General features: G+C 63.8%; 17 protein-coding genes. 8 read left to right on the top strand and 9 right to left on the bottom strand.

The features are described from left to right. Positions 1 to 12 precede the first annotated feature (12 nt). Positions 13 to 690 (top strand): tyrosine-protein phosphatase, encoded by a 678-nt coding sequence (locus ACSKT0_RS01695; protein ID WP_437772228.1) that lies wholly within the window; start codon positions 13 to 15, stop codon positions 688 to 690. An 18-nt stretch (positions 691 to 708) separates the two neighbouring features. On the opposite strand, the gene ACSKT0_RS01690 is transcribed toward ACSKT0_RS01695, so the two are convergent. Both ACSKT0_RS01690 and pyrE read right to left on the bottom strand, forming a co-directional pair. Then, positions 709 to 1,758, bottom strand: a complete 1,050-nt coding sequence (locus ACSKT0_RS01690) for a thioesterase domain-containing protein (RefSeq protein WP_437772227.1) — start codon at positions 1,756 to 1,758, stop codon at positions 709 to 711. Between the two features lie 68 nt (positions 1,759 to 1,826). After that, positions 1,827 to 2,411, bottom strand: coding sequence for an orotate phosphoribosyltransferase (gene pyrE, locus ACSKT0_RS01685; protein ID WP_437772226.1), 585 nt, complete (start codon positions 2,409 to 2,411; stop codon positions 1,827 to 1,829). 127 nt (positions 2,412 to 2,538) lie between these two features. Between pyrE and ACSKT0_RS01680 the strand changes: the two genes are divergently transcribed. Beyond that, positions 2,539 to 3,180: an NADPH-dependent F420 reductase gene (locus ACSKT0_RS01680; protein ID WP_437772225.1), complete on the top strand. Its 642-nt coding sequence runs from the start codon at positions 2,539 to 2,541 to the stop codon at positions 3,178 to 3,180. A gap of 74 nt (positions 3,181 to 3,254) precedes the next feature. Here the strand turns inward: ACSKT0_RS01680 and ACSKT0_RS01675 are convergent, their stop codons facing one another. The 6 genes from ACSKT0_RS01675 to ACSKT0_RS01650 all read right to left on the bottom strand — a co-directional run bounded on the left by ACSKT0_RS01675 (position 3,255) and on the right by ACSKT0_RS01650 (position 9,511). Further along, positions 3,255 to 4,166: a sugar phosphate isomerase/epimerase family protein gene (locus ACSKT0_RS01675; protein WP_437772224.1), complete on the bottom strand. Its 912-nt coding sequence runs from the start codon at positions 4,164 to 4,166 to the stop codon at positions 3,255 to 3,257. After that, the gene (locus ACSKT0_RS01670; protein ID WP_437772223.1) at positions 4,163 to 5,386 is read right to left on the bottom strand and encodes a Gfo/Idh/MocA family protein; all 1,224 of its coding nucleotides are present in this window, start codon (positions 5,384 to 5,386) and stop codon (positions 4,163 to 4,165) included. Before ACSKT0_RS01670 ends, ACSKT0_RS01675 begins: the two co-directional genes overlap by 4 nt. Further along, positions 5,383 to 6,228, bottom strand: coding sequence for a sugar phosphate isomerase/epimerase family protein (locus tag ACSKT0_RS01665; RefSeq protein ID WP_437772222.1), 846 nt, complete (start codon positions 6,226 to 6,228; stop codon positions 5,383 to 5,385). Before ACSKT0_RS01665 ends, ACSKT0_RS01670 begins: the two co-directional genes overlap by 4 nt. Positions 6,229 to 6,230: 2 nt before the next feature. Next, complete coding sequence (locus tag ACSKT0_RS01660) at positions 6,231 to 7,052, bottom strand: carbohydrate ABC transporter permease (protein ID WP_437773946.1); 822 nt, start codon at positions 7,050 to 7,052, stop codon at positions 6,231 to 6,233. A gap of 95 nt (positions 7,053 to 7,147) precedes the next feature. After that, positions 7,148 to 8,143: a carbohydrate ABC transporter permease gene (locus tag ACSKT0_RS01655; protein WP_437772221.1), complete on the bottom strand. Its 996-nt coding sequence runs from the start codon at positions 8,141 to 8,143 to the stop codon at positions 7,148 to 7,150. Between the two features lie 12 nt (positions 8,144 to 8,155). Beyond that, positions 8,156 to 9,511, bottom strand: a complete 1,356-nt coding sequence (locus tag ACSKT0_RS01650) for an ABC transporter substrate-binding protein (protein ID WP_437772220.1) — start codon at positions 9,509 to 9,511, stop codon at positions 8,156 to 8,158. Positions 9,512 to 9,695: 184 nt separating this feature from the next. On the opposite strand from ACSKT0_RS01650, the gene ACSKT0_RS01645 reads away from it, so the two are divergent. The 6 genes from ACSKT0_RS01645 (at position 9,696) to ACSKT0_RS01620 (ending at position 16,017) form a co-directional block, all read left to right on the top strand. Beyond that, positions 9,696 to 10,718 (top strand): LacI family DNA-binding transcriptional regulator, encoded by a 1,023-nt coding sequence (locus tag ACSKT0_RS01645; RefSeq protein ID WP_437772219.1) that lies wholly within the window; start codon positions 9,696 to 9,698, stop codon positions 10,716 to 10,718. Positions 10,719 to 10,901: 183 nt separating this feature from the next. Beyond that, a complete protein-coding gene (gene nadE, locus ACSKT0_RS01640) occupies positions 10,902 to 11,723 on the top strand; it encodes an ammonia-dependent NAD(+) synthetase (RefSeq protein ID WP_437772218.1) in 822 nt (273 codons plus the stop codon). A 245-nt stretch (positions 11,724 to 11,968) separates the two neighbouring features. Beyond that, on the top strand, positions 11,969 to 13,699 hold the full coding sequence (locus ACSKT0_RS01635; protein ID WP_437772217.1) for an AMP-binding protein: 1,731 nt from the start codon (positions 11,969 to 11,971) through the stop codon (positions 13,697 to 13,699). A 27-nt stretch (positions 13,700 to 13,726) separates the two neighbouring features. Beyond that, entirely contained in the window at positions 13,727 to 14,236 is a 510-nt protein-coding gene (locus tag ACSKT0_RS01630; RefSeq protein WP_437772216.1) for a MarR family winged helix-turn-helix transcriptional regulator, read from the top strand. A gap of 88 nt (positions 14,237 to 14,324) precedes the next feature. Then, positions 14,325 to 15,005, top strand: coding sequence for a TenA family protein (locus ACSKT0_RS01625; protein WP_437772215.1), 681 nt, complete (start codon positions 14,325 to 14,327; stop codon positions 15,003 to 15,005). Positions 15,006 to 15,183: 178 nt separating this feature from the next. Next, complete coding sequence (locus ACSKT0_RS01620; protein ID WP_437772214.1) at positions 15,184 to 16,017, top strand: sulfurtransferase; 834 nt, start codon at positions 15,184 to 15,186, stop codon at positions 16,015 to 16,017. Here ACSKT0_RS01620 and ACSKT0_RS01615 read toward each other — a convergent pair. Beyond that, a complete protein-coding gene (locus ACSKT0_RS01615) occupies positions 16,014 to 16,793 on the bottom strand; it encodes an enoyl-CoA hydratase (protein ID WP_437772213.1) in 780 nt (259 codons plus the stop codon). The two genes, ACSKT0_RS01620 and ACSKT0_RS01615, sit on opposite strands and share 4 nt — an antisense overlap. Positions 16,794 to 16,815 lie beyond the last annotated feature (22 nt).

The following is a 16,815-nucleotide window of genomic DNA, read 5'->3' as shown; positions in this document are numbered from 1 at the left end:
GGGGCTGGTGCCATGGCTGTTCTGAACCTCCGGGCCCTGGCCGGTGGCCGCATCCTGAGGGGCAGCCAGCCGTTTGGCATGGATACCGCTGCGACGGCCGCCTTTCTGGAACTTCATGGCATCCAGGCGGTTGTGGATCTCCGGAGCGAGTACGAGCGCGCCATCGTGCCCTGGCAACTGGCCAATGGTGAGGTGGAGCTCGTGGAGAACCCTCTCGATCCGCGTACCGCTTCCGCGGGGCTCCAGTCGATCCACACGGCCGAAGATCTTGGCGAGCTGTACCTTGGCTGGGTTCGCACCCGCCCGGATTGGGTGGCCGAATCGTTGCGTCCCGCGGCCCAAGGCAAGCGCACGCTCATCCACTGCTCGCTCGGCAAGGACCGCACCGGCGTAGTATCCGCTCTGGCGCTCCTCGCGACGGGCGCTGACCGCGCCGCTGTCGTGGCGGACTACGCCGCAAGCACCGTTGCCCTCCCCACGATGCTGGAAACCATGTCGGCAGCCTGGCGGCTGGCTGTCCCTGAGGTTCCGGAGGAAGCATTCAGTCCCTCACTCATGCTGCTGCAATCCCCCGAAGCTGCGATGGAATACTTCCTCGACCGTTTCGGGCACGAGTTCGGCAGCGCGGCGGACTACTTGCGAGACGCCGGCCTCAGTGGCTCCGAACTGGATGGACTACGGCTCAGGTAGGGGCGTTCGGAGCACCGGTCAGTAGAACACCACCCGCGAGCCGGAGCGGGGCAGCGGGAAGAGCTCGTTCTCCAGGCCCTCGATGATCGGATTGTAGATAAAGGGATTCCACTGCGGGCTAGCGTGGGCGGGTCGGGCACCGTCGGTCCTGCGGCCCGTGGATGCGATGTTGAGGGGGAAGGCCTTGGCCCACGCAACCCGGGCCGTTCCATAGTTCACCGTGTCATCGTTCGGGTTTCCGATGAAGGCCATGCGGGTATCTCCCAGCCCGTCGACAAACCTTGTGCCGTCAAAGTGGTAGATGTAGTCCGATTCGCTCTGGATCAGGACGCTCGACGGCGCGATCGGCGAGAGCTGCTCCAGGGTCTGGTTCCAGATCTGCCCCCAGGTGCGTTCGTTCTTGTTCACCACCCGCTCGCCCAGCTCGTAGCCGCCGCGGAGGACCGACGGAACCTGGAAGCCACTCTCGTACAAGAACACCACGCCGTCGAACCAGCTTTGGTCGAGAATGTCGTACTTGCTGAACGGCGAAGAATCCAACAGGATCAGCTTGACGGCGACGTTCCGTTCACGCAGGCGTACGGCCACTTCAGTGGCCAACATCCCGCCGAAACTGTGACCGTAGAAGTAGAGCGTGTTCAGCTTCCGCTCATTGACGTAGGCGAGCACGGAGTCCACCACCTCGGCCACCTCCAGGCCCAGATTGGAGTATCCGACGGCGGCCATCTGGCCGCGCTGCCGGAGCGAACCACGGAGCGAGTTGAGGATCCATTGGGCCTCTTCCCAACTGGTCTTGTACCCAGGGAAGAGGATCCAGCTCGAGTTGGGGTAGTACGACTCTGCGAAATCATCCCCCACCGGGAGGATCTTGGTGGCGCGGCGTTCTGCCTGGACCTGGCGGGTGAGCAGCATGTCGGCTGCGAGGGCCGTGGAAGCACCCGCTCCGATGAGGAAGGAGCGGCGTGAAAAACTCTTCAGCTCGGCGGCTTGCCGGAGTACCCGGGCGAGAGAGCCCGGGTCCTGCCAGCGCTGCTGCTTCCGGGGAAATTTCCCGGCCTGAAGGTTCACGCAGCCAGCTTAGGCTCTTCGGCCGACGGGCACACGATCCCCATCAAACCCGCCTAGGCTTGGGCGAGTTAGTCGAGTCCCAGCTCGTCCTTGCCGAAGGCGAAGAGGTACGGCACGCCCGTTTCGGCCTCGATCTTTTCCTTGGCGCCAGTGTTGCGGTCAACGATGACGGCCACGGCCACCACGTTGCCGCCGGCTTTGCGGACGCCTTCGACGGCGGTCAGCGCCGAACCGCCGGTGGTGGAGGTGTCCTCGAGAACCACGACGTTGCGGCCCTCCACCGGGGGACCTTCCACCTGGCGGCCCATGCCGTAGGACTTCTGTGCCTTTCGCACCACGAAGGCGTCGACGGCACGGCCGGCGTCGGCAGCGGCGTGCATGACGGCGGTTCCGACCGGGTCCGCACCCATCGTCAGGCCACCGGCGCACTCAACGGCGATTCCGGCGTCGTCGATCATGGAGAGCATGACCTGGCCAACCAGCTTCGAAGCCTCGTGGTGGAGGGTGATGCGCCGCAGGTCGATGTAGTAGTCCGCCTCGGCACCGCTGGAAAGGATCACCTTGCCGCGGACGACCGCCAGTTCTTTGATCAATTCAAGGAGGCGGGCACGGGCAGCAGCAGTGGCGGTGGCAGCATCAGAGGCGACAGTCATGGTGCCTATTCTACGTAAAGCCGCTGGAGGCAAGAGAATGGCCGGCGTCATGGAAAGTCCACGATGCCTGCACGTCACTCGCCGTAACCTGTGAAATATCTGCTTCGGAGTCGGTGTTGCCGCACATATGACAACAATCGGAATCGTCGGTGCAGGACACATTGGCAGCCAAGTCGCACGCAAAGCGGTTGAGCTTGGCTATGACGTAGTGATCAGCAACTCGCGGGGCCCGGAAACGCTGGCGGAACTGGTGGCGGAGCTTGGCACGCATTCCCGGGCCGCAACACCGGCCGAGGCAGCGGCGGCAGGCGATTTCGCCGTCGTGACCGTTCCCCTGAGGAGCTACCAGGACATTCCCGTGGAGCCGCTCGCCGGCAAGATTGTGATCGACACGAACAACTACTACTGGGAGCGGGATGGCCGCATCCCGGAGCTGGACAAGGGCGAGGCCACAACGTCGGGCCTGCTGCAGAAGCACCTGCCCACGTCCAAGGTGGCCAAGGGCTTCAACCACATCATGGCAAAGGAGATCGGCACCGACGGCACCCCTTCGGGCACCGAGAACCGCCGCGCATTGGCCACCGCCAGCGACTACCCCGAGGCCGCGGAACTCGTGGCGAAGCTCTACGACGAGTTCGGCTTCGACACCGTCAACATCGGGCCGCTCGATGAGAGCTGGCGCGTGGAGCGTGACCGCCCGGCCTACGTGGTGCGGCAGAATGCCGCCGAACTCAAGGACAACCTAGCCAAAGCAACGCGCACGATCTAGAGCCCACAACACAGCAGCCGCTTGCCTTGGAAAGGCAAGCGGCTGCTGTGGTTAACCGGCGCGGAGCGAGGCCGTCAGGGTGCCGAGGCGGGATCCACGACGGCGAACCCGGCCAACGCGGCCGCCTTGCGGACATACGCCAGGTTCGACGCCGTCCGTTCCTCCAACGGAAGCTCGGTGGAAAAGTCTTCCAGCGTGACCCAGGAGTCGTAGCCGACTTCTGCGAGCGCGCGGAAGTAGGCGAGGACGCTTGCTTGGCCTTCGGCCAAGGGAGCCCATTCGTTGACCCACACAGCCGCACCCGATTCGTCCTTCGAGTCGGTGCGTACCCAGCGGGCGTTCTTCACATGGACATGAGCCAAATAGGGGCCCAGGAGCTGGAGGGCAGGCAACGGTGATTCCCAGCCCTCGATCAGCAGGTTGCCGAGGTCATGGATAACGCCGACATGCTGCGGGTCCAGGCCCTCCAGCAATCGCCGGGCCGACGAGGCCGACGCCGTCACTGTTCCATGGTGCAGTTCCACGAGGGCTTTGACGCCGTGGTGTGCTGCGCGGGAGGCAACCCACTCGTAGTGTTCCCGGGTGGCGGCAAAGAGTTCCGGATAGGGCAGCCCTGTGGGTTCCGGGCCGCCCATATTCGAGTTGCCCAGCGGCAGCACGTTCACGCGGACCTGCTTGGCACCCAAGGCTGCGGTCGCCGCGAGGACGCGATCGACGTCGTCGTGGTTGTCGCAGCGTGCGTAGCCGCCGAGGCCGGAGAATTCCAGCCCTGCGTCAGCGGTGAGCCGGGCAATCTCCGGGATCGAATCTTCCAGGCCCGTCATGGGCCAGGTGGCCCGGTTCCCTGCCCAGAAGCCGGGCTCTGCCGCCTCTGCCTGGTCCGTGACGCGCCATTCGATGCCGTCCCACCCCTGGGCGGCAAGCTTTGTGGCGGCTTCCTGCGGCGACCATTCGGGGGTGGATGCGGTGAAGACGGAGAACTTCATGCCGATACCTCTTCGAGATTGGTCCCGGGGTGGGCAGGGGCCCCGCCGGTGCGAACCTCCACGTCGTTGTACTTGCCCGCTATGACGTCGGCGATCAGGACGGGCTGTCCCAGCGTTGCCGAGACATACAGGGCACGCACCGTGGCCAAGGCGGTCACGGCGTCCCGGACGGTAACGCCCGCGGGGCGTCCTTCCCGGATCGCCGCGATGATGTCGCGGTACTGCCGGACATGTCCGGCCGGGTACACCGTGGGATCCAGTGCTTCGACGGTGTCGTCCGGGTATTTTGCGAGCTCGACGGCGGCTTGGTTCCCGCCGCCGAGGATGCCCATGGCACTGCTTTCCGAAGGGTCGGCGGCGTCGGACGCGTGCAAGTACGCGAGGTCGTCGTTGTCGATCACTGCGGAACCCTTGCTGCCCATCACCTGGAGACGGACGGTCAACCCGGGGTACGCCGCCGTCGTCGCGTGCAACACGGCAAGGGCACCGGACTCGAAGGTAACAGTAGCTACGGCCGTGTCCTCCACCTCAACGCCTTCGTGGGCGAGAAGCGCGGTTTTGGCGCTGATCTCAAGGGGCCGGCCGAGGAACCACAAAAGCAGATCAACGGTGTGTACGCCCTGGTTCATGATGGCGCCACCGCCGTCCATCGCCCAGGTTCCACGCCACGCGCCCGAATCGTAGTAGCCCTGGCTTCGCCACCAGCTGACGGAGGCAACGGCGGAGGTCAGCGTGCCGAAGCGTCCGGCGCGACGGGCCTCGTCCACCACCCGGCTGGCGGGATCGAAGCGGTGCTGGCTGATCACCGTGACCACCAGGCCCTTGGCCTCGGCAGCCTTGGCGGCAGCCAGGATCTCGTCTGCCTTGCTCAAGTCAACGTCAAGGGGCTTTTCGATCACGACGTGCTTGCCGGCCTCGAGCGCTTCCAGCGCCAGCTGGATGTGCAGCCCGCTCGGCGTCGAGATGATGACCAGATCAACCGGTGCGGCGGCGAGGGCCTCGGCCAGCGTCAGGAAGACTGCCGGCTTCGGGTCGCCCTGGGCTTCGATCTTGGCGGAAAGCGCCTCCGAAGCCTCGGGAACCACATCCACCAGCGCCGTGATGACGACCTCCGGGAACTCGCGGACCGCGGCCGAGTGGGTGCGGCCGATGACTCCGCACCCTACGATTGCGGCCCGGATCTCCGCGGGAGCGCCTAGAGCATTTGAGGTTTCGCTCACTTCGTCTCCACTCCTGCTTCGTTGAGGACTTTCGCGAACGCCCTCGCTGCGATGCCGAACGCCGTCGGGCCGGAGAAACCGCCCAGTCCATGGGCGCCGGCCAAGTGTGGCTCGAGGCTCGCGAAACCGGTGTATCCGTCGGCCTTCAAGGCCTCAACGGTGCGGAGGACATCGCCGTCGCCCTCGCCCGCCGGGACCACCGTGGCGTTCGAAAACAAGGCATCCTTCACCTGCAGGTATTCAAGGTGCGGGCGGAGCTTGGCGTAGCCGTCGTCGAAAGGCTTGACGCCTACCTGGACGAAGTTGGCCGCATCCCAAGCGACTTTGAGGGCGGGAGAGGCCACGGATTCGATGATGTCCAAAACCCGTTCGGGGATATCCCCATAGATGTCCTTCTCGTTTTCGTGCAGAAGCACGACGCCGGACTCTTCCGCGACGTCCGCGAGGGCACGCATGCGTTCGATGACCGCGTCCCGGATGCTCTCCACCGCGACGTCCTCGCCGTAGTAGAAGGAGAAGATCCGGATGTAACGGGATTCCAGGACCTTTGCGGCGTTGATGGCGCGGCGAAGCCGTTCTACCTCGTGCTCCACGGGAAGGGAAACGTCCACTTTCCCGATCGGCGAAGCGATTGCGGAAACCTTCATGTCCGCGGCATGCAGCAAGGACTTCAATTCACGAAGCTGCGCGTCATCCAGGTCCACGATGTTGGTCCCCCATGCGCTGCGGACCTCAATGTGGTTGGCTCCCAATGCCTGCATCACGGCAATCTGGATCTTGGGGTCGTCGTCGATCTCGTCACCGAAGCCCGAGAGCTCCCATTCAACAGCTGGCGTGCTCATAGTTACTTGACTCCTCCGGCGGTCAGGCCGCCCACTAGGTAACGCTGGAAAATGAGGTACAGGATGACCACCGGGGCAGCACACACAAGGGAGGCTGCCATCATCTGGCCGTAGAAGGGAATCGCGCCGCCTTCTTGCGAAGCACCGAAGACTTGAAGCGCGACGGCGGCCGTCTGGCTTTCGGGCCGCGTCATGACTGAGGCGAACAGGACGTCGTTCCAGCCGAGCAGGAAGGCGAAAATACCGGAGACGACGACGCCGGGCCAGCTCAGCGGAAGGATAATCCGCACCAGCACGCCCAGGTTGCTGGCGCCGTCGATCCTTGCCGCCTCTTCGAGTTCGCGCGGCAGGCCGCGCAGATAGGTGACCATCACCCAGGTGGAGAACGGCATCGCGAACGTCAGATAGGTGATAAACAAGCCCCACTGCGTGCCGATGACCTGGATGCCCAGGTAGGTGGCGGAAGAAGAGAACAGCACGAAGACCGGAAGCACCATGAGGGTGCCGGGAACCGACTGGAGTCCGAGGAGCCCGCGAAGGATCGTCAGACGGCCGCGGAACTGGTACCGGACCAGGACGTAGGCGGTGGCGATCGACATCAGCGCGGAGACCACCGCGGTGGAACCGGCCACGAGCACGCTGTTCGCCAAGCCAGTAGCCAGTCCAACGCTCGTCCAGATCGTCGAGTAGTTCTCAAAGGAGAAGCTGGACGGGAAGAACTCGCCCCGGGCCACGCCGATGTCCGAGTTCACGGACGCGAGGAAGATGTACGCCACCGGGATGAGCACCAGGGCACACAACAGTGTCAGGATGATGGCGAGCATGGGCCCTGGCAAGAGTTTGGTGACTTCGTGCTGGCGTTTGGAGCCCGGGCGGAAGTGTTCGCTCGATTGGCGTCCGACGGCGGTAGTTGCGGTGCTCACTTTTTGCCTCCGGGAGTTTCGGCGTCGTCGAGTTTGACGGCCCGCAGATAGACGAACAGGGGAATCGCGATCAGGATCAGCGAAATGAAGGCCATGGCTGCGCTGAGCCCGAACCTGAAGCTCTGGAAGCTCGTGACGTAGGTGAGGATCGGGAGCAGCTCCACATCGGACGGAGCAGGTACCCCGAACAGGACGAACGGCAAGGTGAAGTTGTTGATGTGGTGCAGCATGCCGATCAGGAACGCCAAGGAGAGCGGGCCCTTCAGGTACGGGAAGACCACATAGCGGAGCTTGTTCCACCACAGCGCACCGTCAAGGGCCGAGGCCTCGTGGACCTCATGGTCCACTGACTGGAGCCCGGACAATGCCAGTAGGTAGACGAACGGCCACGATGCCCAGATCTGGACCAGGATCAAGGTCCAATAAGACTGGGGACCGTTGAGCCACAGTCCGGGGTCGATGCCTACCGAATGCAGCGCCGAATCGATCACGCTGCCCGGCTGGAACATCGTCCGCCACACCGTGGCCACCACGAAGGAGGGAAGGACGTAGGGGACCAGGAAGATGGAACGGATCACGGCCCGGCCCTTGAAGGCGTTCTGGGTCGCGACGGCGCCGGCGATGCCGAGCGGGATAGTGATAACCATGGCGAGCAAGGAGTAGCTGACGCTGAGCCAGATGGCGTGGAGCAAAGGCGATGCGGTCAGCGCTTCGACGAAGTTCTGGACTCCGATGAACGGAGCGCTGACCCACTGGCGCAGCGAATACTGGTCCAGGTCCAGCCCCGACATGAAGATGCCGAGGAGGAGCGGCACTACGATGATGATCACCATCAGCAGGCCGCCTGGAATCAGCATCCACAAGGGGCGGTTACGTTCGCTCAGCCCCTTGCGGCGCCGGGGCGTGTTGTCCGGCGACTGCGGGTCCGGCTTTGCAGCGCGTGACGATTTGCGGCGCGCGGACTTCCCCGCAGTCAATGAATCGGTGGACATGTCAGTTCCTACTTACTTCGATGCCCGGTCAAGTGAGGCCTGGCCCTTGGATTGTGCGTCCTTGAGGCGCGCCTGGAGGCTGGAGTCGTCCACCGAACCCTTGGAGAGATCGGGGATCGACTGGACCACTACGTTGAGGAGAGCGAGCTGGATGTCGCCCCAAGCTCCGGTGAAAGGCGTTGCCTTGGACTTCGCTGCGGTGTCGGCAACCGGTTGGAGGACAGGGTTGTTCAAAGCCTTCAGGGCTTCGGCGTTGGCCGGCAGGTCTCCGAAGATCTTCTGGTAGTTCAACTGCTCGTCCTTCGAGGTGATCAGGTTGACGTAAGCGAAGGCAAGGTCCTTCTGCTTCGAGTAGTCGGCAACAACCACGTTGTCACCGGACAGGATGCTGGCCGCATTCGCGGCATCGCCCTGCGGAGACGACTGGCCCGGGGCCGTCGTCGGCATGGCCGTGTAGGCGTACTTTCCCGCGACCGCCGACTTGTCGAGAGTCGGGAGGGAACTCGATGTCGTCATCATGAGGTATCCAGCCTTGCCCGAGGCAAAGGCGGCAACGGCATTGCTGTTGCTCCACCCGATGGAAGCCGGATCGACTACCTTGTCCTTGGTAAGCCAGCCAAAGTAGGTTTCATAGGCTTTCTTGACGGCCGGGTCATCAAGCTTGAGCGTTTTGCCGTCCACGAGCGGGTTTCCTGCCTGGACGGACATGGCCCAGATGAACTTCCAGGGGTCAAAGCTGTCCTTGTACCCCGTGGCGAGGCCGAAGGTGCCCGTGGACGGGTCAGTCATCTTCTTGGCCTGGGTTGCAAGCTCGTCCCAGCTGGTGGCGGGCTTGTCGATCCCGGCCGCTTTCAAGATGTCCTTGTTGTAGGCCATCACGAACGGCCGGCTGACAAAGGGAATGCCCGCTTGGTGCTGGGCGTCCGGGCCGGAAATTCCCAGGGCAGCCTGGTTGAACCTGTCTTTCCCGCCTACTTTCTTCCAGTCGTCGTCGGACAACGTCACGAAGGCCTTGGTTGCATAAGCGGTGGGCGTGAAGGTGGTACCGAGGCTGTAGACGTCGGGTCCCTGTCCGGAGACGACGGACGTCTGGATGCGGGTCAGTTCATCGTTGGCCGAAGCGAAGGTTTCGAATTGGACGTCGGCACCGGTCTGCGCCTTGAACTTGGCCGCAATGTCGGTGAACCATTGCTTCTGCTGGGCGGGATAGGCGGCGCTGGAGTTGACCAGGACGCTCAACTTCTTGCCCTTTCCGTCAACGGGGCCGGTGCTCCCCCCGGAGCTGGTGCTGCCGCCTCCGCAGGCGGTCAAAGCTAGGGCTGCTGTTAGGGCAACAGCGGCAAATTTGGCGGACGATGCAAACTTCATTGTTTTCCTCCCTGGAGCCCGATGGCCTCATTGGCGTGGTGCGCGTCACATCGGGTGATTTCTCCGAGTCTAGGCAAGCGCAACAGCGATGACAAGCGATTGCCAAAAATTGTCATCGGTGCTGCAATTGTGGGACAAGTCACTCGTTGAAGAGCGGCTGCGGCAGATGAGGAACACCTAGGCGATGGCAGAACTCCAGCTCGAGTCACCGGGCAGGCAGCCCACGATCCGCGATGTCGCGGAGCTTGCGGGAGTGGCAACATCAACAGTCTCGAGGGCCCTGAGCAATCCCGGCAGGGTGAACCGGGTAACGCGCGAGCGGATCGAAGAAGCGGCCGCGCAACTGAATTACATTCCAAGCTCCCAGGCCCGCGGGCTCAGCTCCGGACGCACCCAGACTGTTGCCGTCCTGGTTCCGGACATCACCAATCCGTTCTACTTCGACATCATCCGTGGGGCGCAGCATCAGTTGAAGGCCGCCGGATACACGCAATTGCTCGTAGACACCGAGGAATCAGCGGAGATGGAAGCAGATGCCCTGCAGAAAATGCGCCGCTCAGCAGACGGATTCATTCTTGCCGCGTCCCGCCTGACGGATGCACAACTGGCCGAGGCTGCGGCACAGCAGCCCCTGGTCACCATCAACCGGGCTCCGGCAATTGCACCCACTGTGGTGATCGATACGCCGTCGGCCATCATCCAGGCGCTGGAACATCTGGTCTCGCTGGGGCACACACGGATTTGCTTCGTCGGAGGCCCGGCCACTTCCTGGTCCAATGCCAAGCGGTGGCAAGCGTTCCAGGACGAAACCACCGAACGGAAGCTGACCACATTCAGCGTCGGGCCGTTCGCGCCCAAGACCACATCCGGAGCGGCCGCAGCGGACGCCGCAGTGCATACGGGGGCCACCGCGTGCATCGTCTTCAATGACCTACTGGCCATCGGGATGCTGCAGCGCCTGCGCGAACGCGGTATCCGGGTGCCCGACGACATGAGCATTGTGGGCTGCGACGACATCTTCGGAGCCGATTTCTGCAACCCTCCGCTGACCACCATGGCGTCGCCCATCGAACAAGCCGGGCGCGTGGCCGTCTCCATGCTCCTGTCCCGGCTGAATCCCCAATACGGCGGCACCAGCCGGCGCTTGGCCGTCATGCCCACGCACCTCACGGTCCGGGCATCGACGGGCACGGCGCCGGTGCGCTGAATGGGCTCCGTGCCGCCCAACTGAACCAGCCCGGGCCGCCCAACTGACTCGCAGTTGTTGTCGTTTTGGAGCCTCATAACGACAACAAATGCGAGCTAGTTGGGTGGGGACCGGCGTTCCGGGCCACAACACGGGAAGTGACACAGTTGAGTGTTTCAAGTGCTGGTTACTAGTGTTGGGGACATGCGCACACTCCAGGCCACGATCATTGCGGAAATGGGCGTCCAGCCCCGGATCGACCCTGCCGAGGAGGTCCGCAAACGCGTCACGTTCCTGAAGGAATACCTCAAAGCCACGCACACCAAGGGCTTTGTCCTGGGCATTTCCGGCGGACTGGACTCTTCCCTCGCCGGGCGGCTTGCCCAACTGGCTGTCCAAGAGCTTGAGGCCGAGGGCGTGGAGGCGAATTTCGTGGCCGTCCGGCTCCCCTATGGCACCCAGCACGATGAGGACGACGCCCAGGCCGCGCTCGACTTTATCCAGGCCAAGACGGAATGGACTTTCAACATCTCCCGCGCAGTGGACGGTTTCGAGGACGAGTTCGAGAAGACCACGGGCGCGCGCATCTCGGATTTCCACAAGGGCAACACGAAGGCCCGGGCCCGTATGACCGCCCAGTACGCGCTAGCCGGCGAGCACAACTACCTAGTGATCGGCACCGACCACGGAGCTGAATCCGTCACCGGATTCTTCACCAAGTTCGGCGACGGCGGCGCGGACATCCTGCCGCTCTTCGGCCTCAACAAACGGCAGAACCGCGCACTCCTCGCCGAGCTCGGCGCCCCGTCCCGCATTTGGGACAAGGTCCCCACGGCCGACCTCCTGGACGGCAAGCCCGGCCGCACCGACGAGGACGAGCTCGGCATCACGTACGACCAGATCGACGACTACCTCGAAGGCCGGGAGGTCTCCGACGAGGTGGCAGAGACCATCGAGCAGAAGTACCTGCGCACGCGCCACAAGCGCACTGTTCCAGTCACGATTTTCGACACGTGGTGGAAGTAGCCTCGTAAGCCAGGGCGCCGCCGTCACGCTGAGCAACTTTTGCAGCGCACGACGGCGGTCTACCGCGCCGTGGCGGGGGCGCCGCCTTCGTGATTCCGCAAAAGTCTGCCCGTCGTGACGGGACGAAGCCCCCACCGCCCCTTCCAAACCCTTGGATGTCCTAGTATATTGCAGTGAGGCGGATCACACGGCCAGCTGGTTCCCGGTCCGCACTGACCCCATTCACGCAGGGCGAAAGGCAGACAATGACAGTCACCGACGACTTCCGTGCAGCCCGCGACCGGCTCCTCGAGCTGCGCACTGACTACTCCCGCGCACACGGCGAATTCCAGTGGCCCCGCTTCAACGAGTTCAACTTCGCCCTCGACTGGTTCGACCAGATCGCGGCCCACGCCGCAACGGCGAACAACCCTGCGCTGGTCATCGTCGAGCAGGACGGCAGCTCCACCCGTCGCAGCTTCGCCGATCTCTCCGCACGATCCTCGCAGCTTGCCAACTGGCTCCGTACCAGGGGCGTCCGCCGTGGCGACCGCATGATCATCATGCTCGGCAACCAAGTTGAACTGTGGGAACTCATGCTCGCCGGGATCAAACTCGGCGTGGTCCTGATCCCCACCACCACGCTCATGGGTCCTCGCGACATCACGGATCGCGTGGAGCGCGGCGGCGCCCGCTGGGCCGCCGTCGGGAGCGCCAACATAGCCAAGTTCGCAGAGGTGCCGGGCGATTACACCCTCATTGAAGTGGGCGACGGCGCCACGGCTGGCCACCAGAACAAGAGCGCCCTTCAGTACGCCGAAGCGGATTCCGCCGAGACGACGTTCGTCCCGGACGCCCCCACCGCCGCCGACGAGACCATGCTCCTCTACTTCACTTCGGGCACCACGTCGCGCGCCAAACTGGTGGAGCATACCCACACCTCGTACCCCGTGGGACACCTCTCCACGATGTACTGGATCGGCCTGGAACCCGGAGACGTCCACCTCAACGTGGCTTCTCCCGGCTGGGCCAAGCACGCGTGGTCCAACGTTTTCACGCCGTGGATCGCCGAGGCCTGCGTCTTCGTCTACAACTACGATCGTTTCGATGCCAAGGCCCTCATGGAACAGATGGGCCGGGAAGGCGTTACGAGCTTCTGCGCCCCGCCCACCGTATGGCGCATGCTCATCCAGGCGGACCTGACCCTGCTCAAAACGCCGCCCACGAAGGTTGTTTCGGCGGGCGAACCCCTCAATGCCGAGGTGATCGGGCAAGTGGAGAGGGCCTGGGGCCAGACCATACGCGACGGCTTCGGCCAGACGGAGTCAACCGTGCAGGTCGCCAACACTCCCGGGCAACCGGTCAAGACCGGCTCGATGGGACGGCCCCTGCCGGGCTACGACGTCGTACTCGTAGACCCAACCACAGGTGAAGAGGCCGACGACGGCGAGCTGTGCTTGCGCTTGGACCCTCGCCCGGTGGGGCTCATGAAGTCCTACTTCGGCGACCCGGAAAAGACGGCCGAGGCTTTCCGTGACGGTTATTACCACACGGGCGACATGGCCAGCCGGGACGGGAACGGCGTTATCACCTACGTGGGCCGGGGCGACGATGTCTTCAAGTCCTCCGACTACCGTTTGTCCCCTTTCGAACTCGAAAGCGTGCTGATCGAACACCCCGCAGTGGCGGAGGCCGCCGTCGTGCCCTCTCCGGATCCGGTCAAGCTTTCGGTGCCGAAAGCCTTCGTGGTGCTCGCCGCCGGCTACGAGCCCGGTCCGGCCGTGGCCGAGGACATCCTCAGGTACTGCAGGCAGCACCTGGCGCCGTTCAAGCGCATCCGTCGACTCGAATTCGGCGAATTGCCCAAGACGATTTCCGGCAAGATCCGCCGTGTCGAACTTCGAGGTACGGAGGTGGCCCGTCACGGCGACGGTCCGCTGCCTGCCGGCCTGGGTGTCGAGTACACCGAGGACGAGTTCCCGAGTCTGAAAGAATAGGCAGCCAAGCAAATGTCAGGAGGAACCGTGGGCAGCCCGCTCCCCCGCGACCCCATCGCCGACGCCCAGCGAAACTGGGAACGCCACGGCTGGGGCCAAGTCGCCGCGCCCATGGCCGCCATCACCGCGATCATGCGCACGCAGCAGATCCTGCTGGCGCGGATCGAGGGCGTGCTGAAGCCGTACGGCCTGACCTTCGCGCGCTACGAACTCTTGGCCTTGCTGAGTTTCGCCCGCAGCGGCGCTCTGCCCATGAACAAAGCCAGCGCGCTGCTCCAAGTGCATCCGACGTCGGTGACGAACGCCGTCGACCGCCTTGAAAAGGCAGCCCTCGTGGTCCGCTCGCCGCACCCAACCGACGGGCGCACCACGCTGATCGAGCTCACCGCGGAGGGCCGCACCCTCGCGAAGCGCGCGACGACGGCACTCAACAACGAGGTGTTCGGCCAGTCCGGCTTCGGGGAGGAAGACGTCGAGCACCTGATCCGCGTACTGGGAGACTTCCGCAAGGCCGCGGGCGACTTTACGGACGGCTAACGCGTAATCGTCGATCATGTGCGTCATCCAGGCTTGCCTGCCGGCGCCGGCTGCTAGGCTGCGGTTCTGAACTTCCAGGAGGAACACCGTGGGCTTTGCCGAACTACTAAGGAGCAACTGCGCCGCAGATTGGGACGCAGCGGTCAACCATCCGTTCGTGGATCAGCTCTTCGGCGGGAGCCTTCCCGATGACGACCTGCGCCGCTACCTCGTGCAGGATTACCAGTTCTGCGATGCGTTCACAGCGCTCCTAGGCCAGGCGGTTGCCTCAGCACCGTCGCTTCCTTCTCGACTCGTGTTCGCACGGGTGCTCGGGGCTTTCGCCTCGGACGAGAACACGTACTTCCAGGATTGCTTTGAGGAATTATCCGTACCTGAGGCCGACCGGATAGCGCCTTCACTGGGTCCTGCGACCCGTGACTTCGATGCCCTCATGCGGAGCGCTATCGCCACGCGCTCCTACGCGGACGTGTTGGCCGTGGTACTGGTGGCGGAATGGCTGTACGGCGACTGGGCATCCCGGGCCGGCGACCCCGCTCCATGGCCGTCAGCAGCAAAGCATTCGGAGTGGATCCGCCTGCACAACAACCCCGAGTACAACACGTGGGTTGAGTGGTTGCGGGCGGAGTTCGACGCCGTCGAGCCCGTCTCCGCCGAAGACCGTGCCCGCGTGGCCGGGACGTTCGCCGAGGCAGTCCGGCTCGAGCGCACGTTCTTCGACGCGGCGCTGGTCCGGCCGGACAGCAATGGTGCAATTCGTGGGCTGTGAAATCGTTATTGGCGTCGGCGCCGAAACCGTCCGCCGTTACGAACTCCTGGACAACCAGCTGGACTCTACGCCGGACCAAGGATGTCCATAAGCCCTTGGCTGTGTGACACGCTCGTCGCATGATCACATTGTGATATTCGTGTATCAAATAATGAGACAGGCACGTAGCATTGTGGCCATGAAGAGTGCAGCGATAGAACCCTTTGTCGATCTCGATTGGTTGGCTCAAAACCGTCGCCGCGTGGTGCTGGCCGATGTGCGCTGGTACCTCGACGGGCGCTCAGGCCGGGCGGCGTACGACGGCGGGCACATCCCCGGGGCGGTCTTTGTCGACCTGGATCGCTGGCTCTCGGCTAAGGGATCGCCACTCGAAGGAAGAAACCCGCTCCCCCCGCCGGAAGATTTTGCCCTTGGGATGCGGGAAGTGGGAATCAGCGACGACGACATCGTGGTGGCTTACGACGACGCCGGCGGAGTCATCGCCGCACGCTTGGTCTGGATGCTGCGCGCCACAGGCCACAGCTCCGCCATTCTGGATGGCGGGTTGGCCAGCTATGAAGGGCCCTTGGAAACCGAACATCCTTCGAGGCCCGCAGGTGATTTCACCGCACAACCGTGGCCCAGGAACCGCCTGGCGGAGATCCACGAGCTCTCGATCGAATCAAACCTCGCCGTGGACGCACGCAACCGCGACCGATTCGAGGGCAGGCAGGACCCCATCGATCCCAGGCCCGGGCATGTGCCCGGCGCGCGGAACGTCCCGTGCAGGGAGAACCTGGACCCCAACGGGAAACTGCGCAGCAAGGCCGAGTTGCTGCGCAGTTTCGCTACGGCGGGCATCACATCGGCCGAGAACGTGATCAGCTATTGCGGGTCCGGAGTAACGGCTTGCCACAATCTTCTGGCCTTGGAATATGCGGGCCTTGGACACGGCAGACTCTTCACGGGCGGGTGGTCCCAATACGGCCATGCGCTAGAATTCCCGGTCGAGCTCGGGCCCGCGAAACCTTAAAGGTGCTTGAACTCCGGCTGGCGCTTCTCGGTGAATGCCGCCATGCCTTCTTTTTGGTCCTCGGTGGCGAACAATGAGTGGAAGATCCGGCGCTCGAACAAAACACCTTGGGACAGGCCGGTTTCGAAGGCTGCGTTGACGGCCTCCTTGGCCACCATGGCAACCGGCTTGGACTTCGACGAGATCACCTCGGCGGCTTTCAGCGCCTCCTCCACCACGGAGTCGGCCGGCACGACGCGGGAAACGAGTCCCGCCCGCTCGGCTTCTTCGGCGTCCATGAACCGCCCAGTGAGGATCATGTCCATTGCCTTGGCCTTGCCCACGGCCCGGGTCAGCCGTTGCGAGCCGCCCATGCCCGGAATGACACCGAGGTTGATTTCAGGTTGGCCGAACTTGGCGTTGTCCCCGGAAATGATGAAATCGCACATCATGGCAAGTTCGCAGCCCCCACCGAGGGCAAAGCCGGACACCGCGGCAATCACGGGAATGCGCAGGCGCGTGAGGTTTTCCCAGGCGCGGAACCAGTCGGCGGCATACATTTCCATGTACCCCTTGGATGCCATCTCCTTGATGTCGGCGCCGGCGGCGAAGGCTTTCTCCGAACCGGTGATCACCACGGCCCCCACGGCGGGATCCGCATCCATGTCCGACACGGCCGCCACGATCTCATTCATGGTGGCCTGGTTCAACGCGTTGAGCGCCTTGGGCCGGTTCAGGGTCACCAGGCCCACGCGTCCACGGAGTTCCACCAGGATGTTTTCGTACTGCTGCGCCAAGCCGTGCCCCTTTTGTCGTAAA

This window comes from Arthrobacter sp. KNU40, from assembly GCF_051515115.1.
Classification (GTDB): Bacteria; Actinomycetota; Actinomycetes; order Actinomycetales; family Micrococcaceae; genus Arthrobacter.
This window is presented reverse-complemented; position numbering and strand designations above follow the sequence as displayed.